Below are 16,435 nucleotides of genomic sequence, written 5' to 3' on the forward strand. Positions count from 1 at the left end.
GGCGCATCCTGCCCAGGTTTTGCACCGATCGTTACATAACGGAGGAGTACTCGTGCCACTCGCCGTCCACGTGCTGGGGTTAGGCATCTTCGGGCTCGGCGCGCTGCTGGGTATCACCCTCGGCGGCCGGGTCGCGGACGACCACCCGCTGCGCACCCTGCTCGGCTTCGCCGGGTTCGTCACCAACCCGGCGCTGAACACCCGAGGGTTCTCCCTCGCCGAGGGCGCGCCCACGCTGGCCGGGCCACCAACGTCTCGGCCCTCAACCTCGGCATCGTCACCGCCCCCTGGCTGGGCGGCCTCGCCGTCGACGCCGGCCTGGGCTACCTCAGCGTCACCTGGGTGAGCATCGCGCTCGGCGCGGTCGCACTGGCCGGCATCGGCCTGGCCACCGCATGGCATCGCCGCGGCGCACCCCTGCCGCCGGCGCCGGTCACCGAACCGGTTCCGAGCGGCTGAAACCGAACAGGAAGGGAACCATGTCCGACAGCACCCACACCGCGCGGACCCGAGCGCTGGTCGCCGAGTTCTTCCGGGAGATGGCGACCACCGGCGGTGATCCGGCGGCATACTTCGCCGGCACCGTGCACTGGGACATCCCCGGCGCCACCGGGATCGTGCCGTGGATCGGGCCGCGTACCGGCAAGGCACAGGTAGCCGAGTTCTTCGCCCGGTTCGGGGACTACCTCGAGCGCGACCGCTTCGAGGTACGGCGGATCATCGCCGACGGGCCGCACGCCGTGGTCATCGGCGAGCTGCGCAGCCGGGTACGGGCGACGGGGCGGATCATCGAGTCCCCGTTCGCCGTCGACATCACCGTGCAAGACGGGCTGATCACCCGGTACGTGATGTTCGAGGACAGCTGGCGGGTGGCCGAGGCCACCCGCCCGTAACGGTCACATGCCGACGGCGTGCACGCCACCATCGACGAACACCATCGACCCGGTGGTGGCGGGCAGCCAGTCGGACAGCAGGGCACACACCGACTTGGCCACCGGGGTGGAGTCCGAGGTGTCCCATCCCAGCGGCGCCACCTCACCCCAGCTCTCCTCCAGCTGCTCGAACCCGGGGATGGACTTGGCGGCCATGGTCTTCACCGGTCCGGCGGACACCAGGTTCACCCGGATCCCCCGATCCCCCAGGTCCCGCGCGAGGTACCGGTTGACCGACTCCAGCGCGGCCTTGGACACGCCCATCCAGTTGTAGGCCGGCCAGGCGACCCTGGCGTCGAAGTCCAGCCCGACGATCGAGGCACCGCGCCCCAGCAGCGGCAGCACCGCCGTGGTCAGCGCCTTGAAGGAGTACGCCGAGACCTGGACCGCGTCGCTCACGTCCTCCCACGGCGCGTCCAGGAACGGCGCGCCGAGGCAGGACTGCGGCGCGAACGCGATCGCGTGCAGCACCCCGTCCAGGCCGTCCACGTGCTCGCGCACCCGGTCGGCGAGAGTGTCCAGGTGCTCCTGGTTCTGCACGTCCAGCTCCACCACCGGCGCGGGTCGCGGCAACCGCCTGGCGATGCGCTCCACCAGCGACATCCGGCCGAAGCCGGTGAGCACCACCGTCGCGCCCTGCTCCTGCGCGACCTTGGCGGCGTTGAACGCCATCGACGTCTCCGTGATCACACCCGTGATCAGCAGCTTCTTACCTTCGAGCAGACCGGACACCTGTCCTCCAGTTCGAGAAGTTCGCGAAGTGATGTGGTCGGGGCCCTGTTCAGTGGCCCGTTCAGTGGCTCGTTCAGTGGCCCATACCGAGGCCACCGTCGACCGGCAGCACGGCACCATTGACGTAACCCGCCTCGTCCGAGGCCAGATAGCGCACGGCCGCGGCGATCTCCTCCGGCTCCGCGTAGCGGGCGGCCGGGATCCTGGCCAGCGTGTCCTGCTTCTGGTCCTCGGTCAGCACCTCGGTCATATCCGTCCGCACGAACCCCGGCGCGACCACGTTGGCGGTGATGCTGCGCGAGCCCAGCTCCCGCGCCAGCGAGCGAGCCAGCCCGATCAGCCCGGCCTTGCTCGCCGCGTAGTTGAGCTGGCCGGACGAGCCGGTCATCGCCACGACCGAGGAGAGGAACACGAACCGGCCCCACCTGGCCCGCAGCATGCCACGGGAGGCCCGCTTGGCCACCCGGTACGCACCGGCCAGGTTGGCGTCCACCACCGTGGTGAACTGATCCTCGCTCATTCGCATCAGCAGCGTGTCGTCGGTGATACCGGCGTTGGACACCAGCACCTCGACCGGCCCCTGCTGCTCCTCGACCTGCGTGAACGCCGCGTCGATCTGCTCGCTGTCGGTGACGTCGGCCCGTACCCCGAGCAGCCCCTCCGGCGCGCCCGAACCGCGATGGGTCACCGCCACCCGGTGTCCCCGCTCGGCGAGGTCACGGGCGATCGCCAGACCGATGCCCCGGTTACCGCCGGTGACCAGTACCGACCGTCCCACGTCGAGCTCCCCTCGTCTTCAGCACTGCGGACGCGCTGAGGTTATCTGCTCCGCTCGGGGCGACTCGCCGCGGGCCACGCGGGTGATCTACGGTCGCCGAGTGACCAGCGAGATGAGCGGCCAGGGGTGAACGGCCGGTGTTCCGCATCGTCTTCTTCCAGCCGGAGATCCCGCCGAACACCGGCAACGCCATCCGGCTGGCCGCCAACACCGGCTGCGAGTTGCACCTCGTCCGGCCGCTCGGGTTCTCCCTCGCGACCAGCCACCTGCGCCGAGCCGGACTGGACTACCACGACCTCGCGAAGGTCCGGGTGCACGCGGACCTGGCGGCGGCATGGGAGGCGCTGCTGCCCGCCAACGTGTACGCGTTCACCACCGGGGCCACCCTGCGCCACACCGAGGTGTCCTACGCACCGGGCGACGTGCTGCTGTTCGGTCCGGAATCGGTGGGGCTGCCGAGGGAGGTGCAGTACGCCGCCGAGGTGACCGACCGGCTCTCCCTGCCGATGCTGCCCACCTCCCGCTCGCTCAACCTGGCGAACTCCACCGCCATCGCGGTGTACGAGGCCTGGCGCCAGCACGACTTCCCCGGTGAGGTCCGAAGCTCCCCCTGATCAGGGCAGCCGCTGGCCGATGAACAGGGAACTGCCGGCCGCACCGATCAGCACGATCGTGCCCAGCACCACCCACGGTCTGCTGGCGTCGGCCTCCTTGATCTCGTAGCCGATCTGCTCACCGAGGCTGGCGTACACCTGTTTCAGTTCGGCGGCCGTGGCGGCCTTGTAGAAGTCCCCGCCGGAGAGCCGGGCGATCTCCCGCATGGAGGAGTCGTCGACCGGGACCGGTTGCGGGTCGCCCTCGATGGTCACCATGCCGTGCGAGGTACCGAACGAGATCGTGGAGACCGGCACATCCGCCTGTTTCGCCCGCTGCGCGGCGGTGTACGCACCGCGCGGGTCGTACGGGTCGTCGGTGGGCACGGTCTGCTTGCCGTCGGTCATCAGCACGATCCGCGCCGGCGGTGGTCCCTGTGCCCCACCGACCACCGCGGAGAACCCCTCGATGGACTGCAGGGCCGCGAAGATTCCCTCACCGGTCGCGGTGGACTGCGCCAGCTTCAGATTGTCGATGGACTTGCGCACGCCGGCCCGCTCGGTCGTGGGTGCCACCAGCACGGTGGCCGTGCCGGCGAAGGAGATCAGGCCGAGGTTGACCCCCGGGGTGAGCCCCTCGGCGAAGGTCTTGGCCGCGTCCTGCGCCGCGTCCAGCCTGGTCGGCTGGACATCGGTGGCCTCCATGGACAGCGAAACGTCGATCACCAGCATCACCGTGGCGCGGTTGCGCGGCACCTTCTGCTCCGCGGTCGGGCCGGCGAGCGCGAAGGTGAGCAGGATCAGCGACACGATCAGCAAGGCTGCGGGCACATGCCTGCTCCAACCCTGGCTGCGCGGCGCGACCCGCTCCAACAGCTCGAGATTGGTGAACCGCATCGTGCGCTTGCGGCGGGCCCGCTGCGCGAGCACGTAGCCCACCACCACGGCCGCCACGAGCAGCAGGAGCAGGAACCACCACGGGGTACTGAAACCGGTCAAGCTCACGACTGCTCCTTCACGGCCACGTGCGCGCTGTGGTCACCGTGACTGCCGCGACCCGGCACCGGGCGACTCACGACTGCTCCTCCGCGGCCCCGCGCGCTGTGGTCACCGTGACTACCCCGGCTCGCCACCGGGCAACTCACGACGTCCCCCCGGACCAACCACGCTTGCGGGCCACGACGAACCGGACGGTGTCGGCGATCCAGTCGGAGTCGGTGCGCAGCACCAGATGCCCCGCACCCGCCTGGCGCAGCGCGCCGGCGACCTGCCGCCGGTGGGCGTGCGCGGCGGCCGCGAACTCCTTGCGCAGCAACGCCGAGGCATGGACCTCGCGCTGCCGGCCGGTCTCCGGGTCGGCCAGCACCACGGTGCCGACCTCGGGGAGGTCGATGTCCCGCGGGTCCAGCACCTCGATGCACACCAGATCGTGCCGCGCCGACAACGCGCGCAGCGGCCGCTGCCACTCCAGGCCGCCGAGGAAGTCGGAGATCACCACCGCCAGGCCCCGGCGTCGCGGCGGTCGCCGCAGTTGCTCGATCGCGGCCGCGAGATCACCGCGGTCACCCTCGCCGGCCCGTGGCATCTCGGCCACCCTGCGGACCAGGCTTCTGGCATGCGCGAGGCCGCCGCGGGCGGGAAACCGACGGGTCTCGCCGCCGGTGGAGACGAGTGCGCCGAGCCGGTTCCCGCCACCCCCGGTCAGGTAGGCGATCGCCGCGATGGCGCAGACCACGAGGTCACGCTTCTCGCACATGGCCGTGCCGAAGTCCAGGCTGGCGGAGAGGTCGGCGACCACCCAGGTCTCCAGTTCCCGGTCGGCCACCGTCTCCCTGATGTGCGGGACCGTGGTGCGCGCGGTGACCGTCCAATCCATCCTGCGCACGTCGTCCCCCGGCTGGTACGGCCGTGCCTCCCCCGGCTCCGAGCCCGGTCCCGGCACCAGCCCGAGGTGGTTACCCTGCAGCAGCCCGTCCAGCCTGCGGCGCACCTCCAGCTCCAGGGTGCGCAGCCCCGCCTCGAGCCGCTCGCCGCGCAGCACCGGTGGCGCCCAGTCCGGCCGGCTGTCCGTCGTCCGCTTGCTGGCACTCATCGAAGGCCGTTACCTGCCCGGCACACCCGCCGCGACCGGCTGACCGCCCTGCGGCCGGGCGGACACCTGCGGCAACGGCACGGTCTGCAGCACCCTGGTGATGATGTGGTCCAGCGGGACCCCGTCGGCCAGCGCGTCGTAGGACAGCACCAGCCGGTGCCGCAACACGTCCGGCACCACGTCCACCACGTCCTGCGGCAGCACGTAGTCCCGCCCGCGGATCAGTGCGAGCGCGCGCGCGGCGGCGATGATGCCGAGACTGGCCCGGGGCGAGGCGCCGTAGGACACCCAGCTCGCCACGTCGGTCAACCCGTGTTCCTGCGGGGTCCGCGTGGTCAGCACCAGCCGCACCACGTAGTCGACCAACGCGTGATGCACGAACACCTGCGAGGCCACATCCTGCAACCGGGTCAGCTCGGCAGGGCTGAGCACCTCGTGCGGCTCCGGTGGGGTGACTCCCATCCGGTAGACGATCTCGCGCTCTTCCTCGGCCGAGGGGTACTCCACGATGATCTTGAAGAGAAAGCGGTCCCGCTGGGCCTCCGGCAGCGGGTAGACCCCCTCGTTCTCGATCGGGTTCTGCGTGGCCAGCACCAGGAAGGGGTCGGGCATCGGGAAGGTCTCGCCGCCGATGGAGACGTGTCGCTCGGCCATCACCTCGAGCATGGCCGACTGCACCTTGGCGGGCGCGCGGTTGATCTCGTCGGCGAGCACGAAGTTCGCCACCACCGGGCCCAGCTCCACGTCGAACTTCTCGCTGGCTTGCCGGTACAGCCGGGTACCGAGGATGTCCGCGGGCACAAGGTCCGGGGTGAACTGCACCCGGGAGAAGGTGCCGCCGACCACCCGCGCGAAGGTTTCCACCGCGAGGGTCTTCGCGACGCCGGGGACGCCTTCCAGCAGCAGGTGACCCTTGGCCAGTAGGCCGACGAGCATCCGCTCCACGAGCCGATCCTGCCCGACGATGATCCGCTTCACCTCGAACACGGTGCGCTCGAGCAGCTGCGCGTCGCGCGCCGGGGTTCCGGGTTGTCCTTCGGCCGCGTCAGCGTTTCCGACCCCCTGCCGGGGGCCCGCGCCGTCGGAGTGGCCGGGCTCGGTCACGGTGCCTCCTACTTGATGATCACGTCTGCCGTGCGACCGTACTCGGTCAGCCGGGCACGGTCGTGCACAACCCACGCCGCGTACAGCCAATCGAATGCCCAGTGTGACGGCTGTGAAAGTGCCGGTGCTCAGTGCCCCCGCGCCGCGCGGCGGGCGCGGTCGAGATCGGCGGGGGTGTCCACATCGCCACTCTCCCCCGGCTCGGCCCCGACCTCGACGAGGGACAGCCCGCCCAGGGTGCGCCGGAGCGAGGCGCCGATCGGGTCGGCAGGCAACGCCGCGCGGAGTGACTCCGTCCGCCAGGCGCCGATCAGCCACTGCCGGTGCCCGCCCCCGTCGAGGAGCACGGCCCCGTCCGCACCACCGGCACTCGCCAACGCGCCACGCAACTTGTCCACAGTGGACACCGAGACCCCGGTGAGGTCGGCGGCCAGTGCCACGACCACTTCCACCGCGGGCAGCGCCGCCAGTCCCGCGGCGAGCGCGGCGACCGGGCCGGAGCCGGCGGGCCGCTCGCGAACCCGGGTCAGCGCGGGAAGCTCGGGCAGGCCGGTGCGTTCCGGTCCCACCACCACGACGGCACGGGCCCCCGCCAGCGCACCCAGCGCCTTGGCCAGCAGGGTCGTGCCGCCGACCGGAAGCATGGGTTTGTCCACGCCGGACAGCCGGCGGGCGTCGCCGCCGGCGAGCACGATGCCGGCGAAGGCCACGGCGGCTAACCGATCAGTCGGGTGGCATAGGGCATGATCCCACCGTAGCGGACCGGCGAGATCTTCACCCGCGACCCGGAGTGCGGCGCTTCGATCATCTGCCCGTTGCCGAGGTAGAGCGCGACGTGGTGGATCCGGCCGCGACCCCAGAACAGCATGTCGCCCCTGCGCATCTGGGACAGCGGCACCTTGCGCCCCGAGTGGTACTGGTAACCGCTGTAGTGCGGGAGCCCTTTCACCCCGGCGAAGGCGTAGATCATCAGGCCGGAACAGTCGAAGCCGATCTTCATGTAGTCACCGTGCCGGTCGGCCACGCCACCGTCCCGGATACCCCTGGTCGGTCCGCTGGCGTTGCCGCCGCCCCAGGCGTAGACCACGCCGAGCTGGGACATCGCGCGGGCGACCACGGATTCCACGCTCGCGCCCGCCGGCGCCGAGGGTCGTTGCGCGGGAGCCCTGCTGCCCCCCGAGGAGGGCGAGGAGGAGGACATCGCGGCCTGCCGGGCGCGCTCGGCCTCCTCGGCCCGCTTCTGCCGCAGCCACTGGTCGTAGCGCTGCCGCTGGCCCTCCAACCCCTCGACGTTGGCCTGCGCGGCGTACAACCGCTGCTCGACCTGGCTCTTCTCGGCCTCCAGCCTGCCGGCCTTCGCGGCCTGGCTCTGCCGCGCCTGGACCGCGGCCTGCCGGGCCGCCTCCGCCGCGGCCCGCGCCCGCTCGGCTTCGGCCTCCTTCTGCCGGGCCACCTCGAGCGCCTTGCGCGCGGCCGCGTCCTTGTTGGCCTGCTCGGTGCGCGCCCGGCGCATGCGTTCGAGTGCGTCCAGGTTGCTGCCGCTCACCGCGTCCAGCAGTTGTGCCCTGGCCAGCAGGTCCCGCGGGCTCTCCGAGCCGAGGTAGGCCGAGACCGAGCCGATCACGCTGCCCTGCTGGTAGCTGCCGGCCACGAAGCGGTCCAGCTGGGTGCGGATCTTCTCCACGGTGGCCGCGGCGGAGTCCGAGGCGGCGCGCGCGGCGCGGGCGTTCCGCTCGGCGGTGTCGGCCGCGTCCTCCGCGTTCTGGAGGTCGACCAGCGCCTTGTTGGCCTCCTCCATCTTGATCTCGACCTCGGCCCGCAGTTCGTCCAGCCTGCTCTCGGCCTGGGCCAGGTCGTTGGTCAGCTCGCCGACCTTGGCGGCCTTGGACCGGGCGGCCTGGCGGCCCGCCTTCAGTTCGGAATCGCTCGGGTTCGGGGGTGGTGGCGGCACGGCCGCCGCGGTGCCGCCACCGAGCAGGGCGACCAGCACCAGCACGATGGTCACGCCCGGCCCGCGCAGCCGCCCCGCGGCTCGGCTTGGCGCACGACGCCCGTCCGGCACGGCCTCCACCTCCTACAACCTTCCTGACCTGCGGTTTAGAAGATCCTCGGCAGACTGTCTCACTAACACCACTTATTTACCAGTCGTCACACTCGACACTTGCTCACCACCCACCACATTTCCCCGTTCCGGGGGACCCTTGGCATGGTGAGCCGCGTCGGACCGGGTGCCCGCCCGCGCCTCGCCGGGGACGCCGCGAGTGATCGAGGAGCATCAGCCATGCGCACACCACCACGCCCGACCCGTGCGTACCTGCCTGCCGCCTGCGCGGCGGCGGGCATGGTGTGCGTCGTGGTGGGCAGCTTCCTGCCCTGGTTCGGCTCGGGCAGTGTGAGCCGCAACAGCTATCAGGCCGCCGCGCTGGTCGCCGGGCTCGACCTTGTCGACAACGCGCTCGTGGAGATCGCGCTACGCTCCTGGGTCGCGGTACCAGTGCTGTGCGCCGGGTGCGTCGCGCTGTACGCGCTCGGACTGTTCCGGACGGCGGCGAGCTGCACGGTTGTCCTGGGCACGGTCGTGGGAACCATCGGCATGGTCTGCGCCGTCCAAGGCGGCGAAGGGGGCTCGGCGGCCGGGGGCGTCGCCATTCTCATCGCGGGCCCCGGCACCAGCGCCGCCGGGGCCGCGGCCGCCGTGCTCGGTGCGCTCGGCGTGCTCGGCACGCTGTGCCGCGCCACGCACGTGCACCGGCGCCAGCTGCGTGAACAGGGCAAACAGCACAGTACGACCGGAAGAACAGGTGTCCAACCGTGACGAATCCAGGCCAGGGCGGCCAGTGGCCGCACCAGGGGCATCCCGGCGCGCCCGGGATGCCACCGGGCCAGCCCCAGTACGGGACGCCGCCGCAGGGCTACCCGCAGCAGGGTGGTCAACCGGGTTACCCGCCGCAGGGGTACCCGCAGGGCCACCAGCAGCCGTACTACCAGCGGCACTACACCCACCCGCAACAGCTCCAGTACCAGCAGCAGCCGCCCCCGCGGAAGAACCGGCGAGGCCTGGTCATCGGCCTGGTCGCCGCGCTGGTGGTCGCACTGGGCGGCGGCGCCACCTGGTTCGCGCTCTCCCAGAGCGAGTCCGTGGCCTCCGGCGCGGCCACCCCCACCGAGGCGGCGCGGAACCTGGCCGGATCGCTGGGTAACGGCGACCTGGTCGGCCTGCTCGGCAGCCTGGCGCCCGCCGAGGCCGCGCTGTTCACCGACCCGGTCAAGGACGCCACGGGCGAGCTCAAGCGGTTGGGAGCGGTCAAGCCCGACGCCGACCCGGAGGCGCTCAGCGGCATGCGGCTGCGGGCCGAGAACCTGGCCTTCGACGAGGCCGGGGAGGAACGGGTCAACGACCACGTCGCGATCACCAAGCTCACCGGCGGGACGCTGACCGTCACCGCGAACCTGCGGGACATCCCGCTGGCCGAGGACTTCATGGATGCCGTCCTCAGCGCCTCCGAGCGCGGGGAGCTGGACCAGGGGCCGCAGACGCGGACCATCGACATCGCGGAGGTGGTCCGGCAGCAGGGTGAGCCGGTGCGGATCGCCACCGTGCACGTGGACGGCGAGTGGTACCCCAGCCTGCTGTACACCATCGCCGACTACGCGCTGCTCACCGAGCGCCAGGCCTGGCCGCAACAGCCCGTCCCCGCGGTCGGCGCCGGCTCGCCGGGCGAGGCCGTCCGGCAGCTCGTGCAGGCCGCGGTGGACGGGGACGTCCGCCGGGTGATCGAGCTGCTTCCGCCGGACGAGATGGCCGTGCTGCACGACGTCGGTCCCGTCCTGTTGAACGCGATCGGCGCGGACGCCGGGCCCACCGGGGTCACGGTGAGCCGCCTGGAGACCGAGACCAGCGAGCTCAACGGGGGAACCAGGGCGACGGTGACCGCGCTGGAACTGACCAATGAGCGAAAGCGCAGCACGTTCTCGCTGGTCAAGGACGGGAACTGCTACCGGCTGAGCATCGACGGTGAGTCGGATCGGCTCTGCGCCGACCAGCTCGCGTCGATGCTGGAACGCCGCTCGGACGCCAGCCTGCCGCGGGCGGCACAGCAGGCGGTGCGCAACATCGGCATGGGCGTGTTCGAGCAGGGCATCGGCGTGGTGACCACCGAGGTGGACGGCAAGCACTACGTCAGCCCGCTGCGCACGGTCAACGAGCTGGGGATGACCGTGCTGCGCAGCCTGCGGCCGGAGGACGTCCAGGGACTGCTCCGCCTGGCCGAGTGACCCCGAGCGCCGGACGACACCGGACGGGCCCGGTACCACATCGTGGTGCCGGGCCCGTCCGCGTGGGCCCCCTTGAAGTAAAAAAAGGACACGCGTACTGTTTGAGGTGTCGCACGGCGCGAGCCCCCGGTCGCCGGTACCGGAGGTGTACGCCAGACTCGGCTCCGGTTGCCCGAACAACCGCCGCAACACAACCGAACTGACGTCGGACGCCTGGTGGGGCCACTGCCCCGCGAGGTCCGTCCAACCCGAGTGGAGTTAGACGTGACTGCACCTGCCAGCAAGGACAGCTTCGGCGCACGAGACACGCTGAAGGTCGGCGAGGCCTCCTACGAGATCTTCCGGCTGAACAAGGTCGAGGGCGCGCAGCGCCTTCCCTACAGCCTGAAGGTCCTGCTCGAGAACCTGTTGCGGACCGAGGACGGCGCCAACATCACCGCCGACCACATCCGTGCCCTCGGCGGCTGGGATCCGGGCGCCGACCCCGCGACGGAGATCCAGTTCACCCCCGCTCGGGTGATCATGCAGGACTTCACCGGCGTGCCGTGCGTGGTCGACCTGGCCACCATGCGCGAGGCGGTGGCCGACCTCGGCGGCGACCCGGACAAGGTCAACCCGCTCGCCCCTGCGGAGCTGGTGATCGACCACTCGGTGATCATCGACATCTTCGGCCGCGCCGACGCCTTCGAGCGCAACGTGGAGATCGAGTACGAGCGCAACCGGGAGCGCTACCAGTTCCTGCGCTGGGGCCAGGGCGCCTTCGACGAGTTCAAGGTCGTCCCGCCCGGCACCGGCATCGTGCACCAGGTCAACATCGAGCACCTCGCGCGCACCGTGATGGCGCGCGGCGGTCAGGCCTACCCCGACTCCTGTGTCGGCACCGACTCGCACACCACCATGGTCAACGGCCTCGGCGTGCTCGGCTGGGGCGTCGGCGGCATCGAGGCGGAGGCCGCGATGCTCGGCCAGCCGGTGTCCATGCTCATCCCGCGGGTGGTCGGCTTCAAGCTGACCGGGGAGATCCCGCCGGGAGCCACCGCCACCGACGTGGTGCTCACCATCACCGAGATGCTGCGGCGGCACGGCGTGGTCGGCAAGTTCGTCGAGTTCTACGGCGACGGTGTCGGTGCGGTGCCACTGGCCAACCGCGCGACCATCGGCAACATGAGCCCGGAGTTCGGCTCCACCGCGGCGATCTTCCCGATCGACGAGGAGACCATCCGCTACCTCAAGCTGACCGGCCGCTCGGCCGAGCAGGTGGCGCTGGTGGAGACCTACGCCAGGGAGCAGGGTCTGTGGCACGACCCGGCGCACGAGCCGGAGTACTCCGAGTACATCGAACTCGACCTGTCCACTGTGGTGCCCTCGATCGCCGGGCCGAAGCGGCCGCAGGACCGGATCGAGCTGACCGACGCGAAGTCCTCCTTCCGCAAGTCGGTGCACGACTACGTCGAGGAGCAGTACCCGACGCCGCACACCAATGTGGACGAAGCCGTCGAGGAGTCCTTCCCCGCCAGCGACCCGGCCACGCTCTCCTTTGCCGACGAGGACGCGGTACCGGTGGCCTCGGCCGCCAACGGCGCCTCCGGGCGCCCGTCCAAACCGGTCACGGTGACCTCGACCGAGCGCGGCGAGTTCGTGCTGGACCACGGGGCCGTGGTGATCGCCTCGATCACCTCCTGCACGAACACCTCCAACCCGTCGGTGATGCTGGGCGCGGCGCTGCTGGCGCGCAACGCGGTGAACAGGGGCCTCTCGGTCAAGCCGTGGGTGAAGACCTCGATGGCGCCGGGCTCGCAGGTGGTCACCGACTACTACGAGAAGGCCGGGCTGTGGCCGTACCTGGAGAAGCTGGGCTACCACCTGGTGGGCTACGGCTGCACCACCTGCATCGGCAACTCCGGCCCGCTGCCCGAGGAGGTCTCGGCCGCGGTGCAGGAGAACGACCTGACCGTGGTGTCCGTGCTGTCCGGTAACCGCAACTTCGAGGGCCGGATCAACCCGGACGTGAAGATGAACTACCTGGCCTCGCCGCCGCTGGTGATCGCCTACGCGCTGGCGGGCACCATGGACTTCGACTTCGCCGAGCAGCCACTCGGCCGGGACGAGCAGGGCAACGAGGTGTTCCTCGCCGACCTCTGGCCGACGCCGCAGGAGATCCAGGAGACCATCGACTCGGCGATCACGCAGGAGATGTTCACCAAGGACTACGCGGACGTGTTCGACGGCGGCGAGCGCTGGAAGTCGCTGCCCACCCCGGAGGGCAAGACCTTCGAGTGGGACCCGCGGTCCACCTACGTCCGCAAGCCCCCGTACTTCGAGGGCATGGGCGCCGAGCCGGACCCGGTGACCGATGTCGCGGGTGCCAGGGTGCTGGCCAAGCTGGGTGACTCGGTCACCACCGACCACATCTCCCCCGCCGGTGCGATCAAGGCGGACTCCCCCGCAGGGCAGTACCTGACCGAGCACGGCATCGAGCGCAAGGACTTCAACTCCTACGGTTCCCGGCGCGGCAACCACGAGGTGATGATCCGCGGCACCTTCGCCAACATCCGGCTGCGCAACCAGCTACTGGACGCCATCGTCGAGGGCGGGGTGCAGGGCGGTTACACCCGCGACTTCACCCGGGAGGGCGGCCCGCAGTCGTTCATCTACGACGCCGCGCAGAACTACGCCGCCCAGGGCACCCCGCTGGTGGTGCTCGGCGGCAAGGAGTACGGCTCCGGTTCCTCCCGGGACTGGGCGGCCAAGGGCACCCGGCTGCTCGGGGTGCGCGCGGTGATCGCCGAGTCCTTCGAGCGCATCCACCGCTCCAACCTGATCGGCATGGGCGTGGTCCCGCTGCAATTCCCGGACGGCGAGTCGGCGAAGTCGCTGCGCCTCGACGGCACCGAGACCTTCGACATCACCGGGCTCACCGCGCTCGACTCCGGCGAGACCCCGCGGACGGTCCAGGTCACCGCGACCAGGGAGGACGGCTCGGCCGTCGAGTTCGACGCCGTGGTGCGCATCGACACCCCCGGCGAGGCCGACTACTACCGCAACGGCGGCATCCTGCAGTACGTCCTGCGCAAGATGACCAGCTCCTGACCGCCGCGGGAGTGCCCCGGTCCCCATCCCGCTCTCGGGGACCGGGGCACTCCCGCCGGTGCGGCCGCCACCGGATCAGGTCGGCCCCGGCCGATGGTCCGGCTGCGGTCGTGACATCGGGGCGAGTTCCGGCAGTGTCAGTGCCGAGTGGGCCGATCGTGTCGTCGTGGGGGGCATGGCGACGAGGTCGCGTAGCTTGGTGTTGCGTTGCTCCAGGGCGCGCGCCGTGGTGGGGAAGAGTGCGGCCTCGCCGTTGTCGACCAGCGCCTGGTTCATGGCCACGAACTCCCGGGTCTTGCGTTCGTAGGCGGCGAAGGCCCCGGTGTGGTCCCGGTTCGTGGCCAGGGCGTCGGCGAGCATGTACGCGCCGACGAGCGCGAGGCTGGTGCCCTGCCCGGTGAGGAACGAGGGTGCGTACGCGGCGTCGCCGACGAGCGCGACCCGGCCGCTCGACCAGCTGGGCATGCGGATCTGGCCGGCCGTGTCGTAGAACAGGTCGTCGGCCTCGCGCATGGCGTTGACGATGCCAGGGACCTCCCAGCCGGCGTCGGCGAAGATCGTGGCGACCAGATCTCGCTGTGCGTCAGGGTTCCGGAGAGCGTCGAACGGCGGTTCTGGTTGGTGAAAGTTCAGAAAGGCGTGCAGGTCGTCGTCCTCCCCTCCGGTGGCGTAGAGGGCCGCGGCCTTGCCCGGGGTGTTCCACATCACGAGCTCGCGGGAGAGCCGGAAGGTGTTGGGCATGGTGAACACGGCGAAGCGGTAGCCGAGGTAGCGGTGGAACTGCTCTTCGGGGCCGAAGAGGATCTCCCTGGTGCGAGAGTGCATACCGTCCGCGCCGACCACCAGGTCGAACGTACGCCGGTTGCCGCTGCGGAAGGCGACGTCGACCCCGCGCTCGGACTGGTCGAGGGTGTCGATGGAGTCGTCGAACAGGAACTCCACGTCGTCGCGGACCGTCGTGTAGAGGGCCGCCGTCAGATCCCCGCGACCCACTTCAAGATCCTGTCCCTCGATGCTCCCGGCCACGGCGCGGGGGTGGATCGAGGCCACCTCGCCGCCATCGGCGTCGAGGAAGGTGAACCGCCGTGAGTCGATGTGCGCATGCCGCAGTCGGGGCAGTATCCCCATCCGCCGGACCACTTCTATCGCGGTCCCGCGCACGTCGATCGGGTAACCACCGCCGCGCGGCGCACCTGCTTTCTCCACCACCGTGACCGCGAATCCGTACCGGTGCAGCCAGTACGCCAGCGCGGGTCCGGCGATGCTGGCCCCGGAGATCAGGATCGTGCGTTTCGACACAGCACTCACGTCCATCGACGGACCGGTGGTTGTCATGCCTGGGTTCCCTTCTTCATGACGCGAACAACGAGCAGCGACAGTGCGGCGACGACACCGGCGATGGCGAAACCGGTGACGAAGACCGATTCGGTCGGTCGGCCGGACACCGGGTCCGTCCCCGCGGCGAGGATCGCCCCGGCGCACTGGGCGCCCAGGGCGACGCCGACCACGCGAGTCACCACGAGCAGGCTGGTGGCGATGCCGGTGTCCTTGGAGTCGACGGCGGTGGCGGTGCTGGCAAGCAGCGCCGTGGTGCAGATGCCGGCGACAAACGCGGTCAGCACCTTCGCGACGACGAGCTGCCAGACCGCGTCGTGCAGCGACGCCAGGCCGATCAGGGTGGCGGCCGCGACGACGGCACCCACGATGACCACGGCACGCGGACCGAAACGCCGCGCCGCGATCCCGCCGACGGTTCCACTCACCACCCCGGCGATGGTCCCGGGCAGCAGGAACAGCCCGATGTCGGTCGTGCTGGCGCCGAAGCCGTACCCCTCGGCCGACACCGCGAGCAGCTGTGGGAGGAGAAAGAGCACCATCCCGGAGCTGGCCGTCAGGAGAACGGTGAGCACGCACGAGCTCCACATGGCCGGTGCCGCCAGCATGCGCAGATCGACCATGGGCGAAGCCGCCCTGCGCTCGACGGCGACCCATCCGGTCGCGAGGGCGGCCACGGCCAGTGCGATGGCACCGATCGCGAGTGGCGGCAGGTCGACGCTGGTCACCGTCCTGATCCCGAGCATGAGCGCGAGCAACGTGCAGCTCAGGAGAATCACGCCAGCCCAGTCGATCCTGGCGTCCGACTGGATCGGCGGGTCATGCGGCATCAACCGGGACACGAGCGCCGTTGTCGCGATGATCGCGATCGTCGGTAGCGCGAACATCCAATGCCGGGACAGTCCTTCCGCCACGGGCCCGGCGATCAGCGTTCCGACCAGGGCGCCGCCCGTGAACAATCCGCTGACGACCCCGACGGCCACCTGCGTCTGTCCTGGCGGGAGGTGTCTGCGCACCAGGATGAAGGACAGGGGCAGCGCACCCACCATCGCGCCCTGAAGTACCTGACCGAGCAACAGCACCGGCAGGTTCGGCGCCAGGCTGGAGAGCAGGCCACCGGCCGAGACCGCTGTCATCAGCACGACCAGGACTCGCCTTCCGCCGTAGCGGTCGCCGAGTTTGCCCGCGATGGGTGCGACGACCGCACCGGTGATGAGCAAGGTGATGGTGATCAACGCGCCTTCGGCAGGACCGATCCCCAGCTCCCGTTGCAGCAGCGGGAGCGAAGGCTCCACCACTGACTGCAGGGTGCCGAGGGCGAGTGCCAGGAAGCCAAGGGCACCGACCGCCTGCCTCCCGATGCGGACCGGGGAAACAAGAGTTTCGGACATAGACGTCCTTTTCATCGTTGGTCGCGAGCAGAGCGTGGACCTTGCCCGAGGGTGCGCCGCGCGCTCGTGGCGCGACGTCAGGGTTCGGCCGCCGGCCGCGCGCCGCCAGGGGT

15 protein-coding genes are annotated in these 16,435 nt (G+C 70.7%); 6 read left to right on the forward strand and 9 right to left on the reverse strand.

Annotated elements, in window-relative coordinates:
* Window positions 1-52: 52 nt before the first annotated feature.
* Window positions 53-346 carry a hypothetical protein gene (locus tag FB471_RS02075; RefSeq protein ID WP_141995665.1) on the forward strand — a complete coding sequence of 98 codons (294 nt, stop codon included), beginning with the start codon at window positions 53-55 and terminating at the stop codon, window positions 344-346.
* A gap of 133 nt (window positions 347-479) precedes the next feature.
* Window positions 480-893: a nuclear transport factor 2 family protein gene (locus tag FB471_RS02080; RefSeq protein WP_141995666.1), complete on the forward strand. Its 414-nt coding sequence runs from the start codon at window positions 480-482 to the stop codon at window positions 891-893.
* A gap of 3 nt (window positions 894-896) precedes the next feature.
* Here the strand turns inward: FB471_RS02080 and fabI are convergent, their stop codons facing one another.
* Together fabI and fabG are read right to left on the reverse strand one after the other, a co-directional pair.
* On the reverse strand, window positions 897-1,664 hold the full coding sequence (gene fabI, locus FB471_RS02085) for an enoyl-ACP reductase FabI (RefSeq protein ID WP_141995667.1): 768 nt from the start codon (window positions 1,662-1,664) through the stop codon (window positions 897-899).
* Window positions 1,665-1,737: 73 nt separating this feature from the next.
* Window positions 1,738-2,442, reverse strand: a complete 705-nt coding sequence (gene fabG / locus FB471_RS02090) for a 3-oxoacyl-ACP reductase FabG (RefSeq protein WP_141995668.1) — start codon at window positions 2,440-2,442, stop codon at window positions 1,738-1,740.
* A 137-nt stretch (window positions 2,443-2,579) separates the two neighbouring features.
* On the opposite strand from fabG, the gene FB471_RS02095 reads away from it, so the two are divergent.
* On the forward strand, window positions 2,580-3,056 hold the full coding sequence (locus FB471_RS02095) for a tRNA (cytidine(34)-2'-O)-methyltransferase (RefSeq protein WP_141995669.1): 477 nt from the start codon (window positions 2,580-2,582) through the stop codon (window positions 3,054-3,056).
* Here the strand turns inward: FB471_RS02095 and FB471_RS02100 are convergent, their stop codons facing one another.
* The 5 genes from FB471_RS02100 to FB471_RS02120 form a co-directional block, all read right to left on the reverse strand.
* Entirely contained in the window at window positions 3,057-4,040 is a 984-nt protein-coding gene (locus FB471_RS02100) for a VWA domain-containing protein (protein ID WP_141995670.1), read from the reverse strand.
* A 136-nt stretch (window positions 4,041-4,176) separates the two neighbouring features.
* Window positions 4,177-5,127, reverse strand: a complete 951-nt coding sequence (locus FB471_RS02105) for a DUF58 domain-containing protein (RefSeq protein WP_141995671.1) — start codon at window positions 5,125-5,127, stop codon at window positions 4,177-4,179.
* Window positions 5,128-5,136: 9 nt separating this feature from the next.
* Entirely contained in the window at window positions 5,137-6,231 is a 1,095-nt protein-coding gene (locus FB471_RS02110) for an AAA family ATPase (RefSeq protein ID WP_425457019.1), read from the reverse strand.
* Between the two features lie 128 nt (window positions 6,232-6,359).
* Window positions 6,360-6,941, reverse strand: a complete 582-nt coding sequence (mobA, locus tag FB471_RS02115) for a molybdenum cofactor guanylyltransferase (RefSeq protein ID WP_141995672.1) — start codon at window positions 6,939-6,941, stop codon at window positions 6,360-6,362.
* Between the two features lie 5 nt (window positions 6,942-6,946).
* Window positions 6,947-8,293, reverse strand: a complete 1,347-nt coding sequence (locus FB471_RS02120; RefSeq protein ID WP_425457020.1) for an NlpC/P60 family protein — start codon at window positions 8,291-8,293, stop codon at window positions 6,947-6,949.
* 219 nt (window positions 8,294-8,512) lie between these two features.
* Here FB471_RS02120 and FB471_RS02125 point away from each other — a divergent pair, with 219 nt between their 5' ends.
* The 3 genes from FB471_RS02125 to FB471_RS02135 all read left to right on the forward strand — a co-directional run bounded on the left by FB471_RS02125 (window position 8,513) and on the right by FB471_RS02135 (window position 13,596).
* Complete coding sequence (locus tag FB471_RS02125) at window positions 8,513-9,046, forward strand: hypothetical protein (RefSeq protein ID WP_211357925.1); 534 nt, start codon at window positions 8,513-8,515, stop codon at window positions 9,044-9,046.
* Complete coding sequence (locus tag FB471_RS02130; protein WP_246076206.1) at window positions 9,043-10,506, forward strand: flagellar basal body protein FliL; 1,464 nt, start codon at window positions 9,043-9,045, stop codon at window positions 10,504-10,506. The genes FB471_RS02125 and FB471_RS02130 overlap by 4 nt, the downstream gene beginning before the upstream one ends.
* A 264-nt stretch (window positions 10,507-10,770) precedes the next feature.
* Complete coding sequence (locus tag FB471_RS02135) at window positions 10,771-13,596, forward strand: aconitate hydratase (protein ID WP_141995674.1); 2,826 nt, start codon at window positions 10,771-10,773, stop codon at window positions 13,594-13,596.
* 75 nt (window positions 13,597-13,671) lie between these two features.
* On the opposite strand, the gene FB471_RS02140 is transcribed toward FB471_RS02135, so the two are convergent.
* Both FB471_RS02140 and FB471_RS02145 read right to left on the reverse strand, forming a co-directional pair.
* Window positions 13,672-14,931 (reverse strand): FAD-dependent monooxygenase, encoded by a 1,260-nt coding sequence (locus tag FB471_RS02140; RefSeq protein ID WP_141995675.1) that lies wholly within the window; start codon window positions 14,929-14,931, stop codon window positions 13,672-13,674.
* Window positions 14,928-16,322 (reverse strand): MFS transporter, encoded by a 1,395-nt coding sequence (locus FB471_RS02145; RefSeq protein ID WP_141995676.1) that lies wholly within the window; start codon window positions 16,320-16,322, stop codon window positions 14,928-14,930. The genes FB471_RS02140 and FB471_RS02145 overlap by 4 nt, the downstream gene beginning before the upstream one ends.
* Between the last annotated feature and the right edge of the window lie 113 nt (window positions 16,323-16,435).

Source organism: Amycolatopsis cihanbeyliensis (genome assembly GCF_006715045.1).
Taxonomy (GTDB): Bacteria; Actinomycetota; Actinomycetes; order Mycobacteriales; family Pseudonocardiaceae; genus Amycolatopsis; species Amycolatopsis cihanbeyliensis.